We start from the raw sequence: 898 nt of genomic DNA, 5'->3' as shown, positions 1-898 counted from the left end.
AGCTCATTTACGGTGACAATACTTGGCTGGCGACGGCCCGGGAAGATAACTCGACGCGCACACGAAAAAGCAGTCTGTATAGACTGCTTTTTGTTTTATCTGAAAAAGTAATATAAGATTTAGATAAGAAGACTGGAAATTTGCGATAAATCCGTTCTCCGTTAGGGCCTTGACCGTCTTTTGCTGTTTAAACACTGCATAGATTTTCTGACTTGGTTGGCAGAGCCAACCACAGCCTTGCGGAAAAATATTCCACAGGAATATTTTTATAATCCACAAGATTACCGGAAAACGCCCCACTGGGGCATTTTCTATTTCCGCAAGGTGTCTGACGCCGCCCGGGAAGATAACTCGACGCGCACACTGAAAAATTTTATTTGCTCTTGTGGACATTCTCATTTTATGAGAGAATTCTGGATCATAGAGCAATAAGGAAGCCAGGGCGCGCAGATAAGCACCGCAAAAGCAGATCATACTGCCGCACTGAGCGCCCTGACCGTACAAAACCGTTACTTAGTTCGTAGTCGTTCCCCAAAGTATATTGTCACAGCGTAGTCCCAGCACAACCGGGAGCGCCGGACGGCTCGCACCCGCTGTGCGGAGCTCGTACATTCCCACCCTGTCGGCGGCTGAAATGTACATCTGACGGAAAGGGAAAACGGGGTCGCAAGGGGTGGAAAACCGTAGGTTGTCCATCCCTTGCTTTCCGTCCCCTTCTAAGGGAAACCTCCAGTCCTCCCGCCTGATTGGGAAACGAAACAACGAGAGGTGCGGCGCCAGCCGCTATGGGAAAAACGCTTTAGGCGTTTTTCATGAGCCTTGCGGAATCAGAAAATACCCCGGTGGGGTATTTTCCCGTAAGGCTGTGGCCGACTCGTTCGGCCAAGTCATGAACGGA

1 protein-coding gene is annotated in these 898 nt (G+C 49.9%); it reads left to right on the top strand.

Translation table 11 applies throughout. From position 1 onward, the window contains the following. Window positions 1-216: 216 nt before the first annotated feature. Complete coding sequence (locus B5F17_RS15040; protein ID WP_206396761.1) at window positions 217-432, top strand: hypothetical protein; 216 nt, start codon at window positions 217-219, stop codon at window positions 430-432. The last annotated feature ends 466 nt before the right edge of the window (window positions 433-898 follow it).

Origin of the sequence: Butyricicoccus pullicaecorum, from assembly GCF_002160355.1 — a bacterium.
Classification (GTDB): domain Bacteria; phylum Bacillota; class Clostridia; order Oscillospirales; family Butyricicoccaceae; genus Butyricicoccus; species Butyricicoccus pullicaecorum.
Note: the sequence above shows the minus strand (reverse complement) of the source record. Positions and strands in the feature narration are given on the sequence as shown.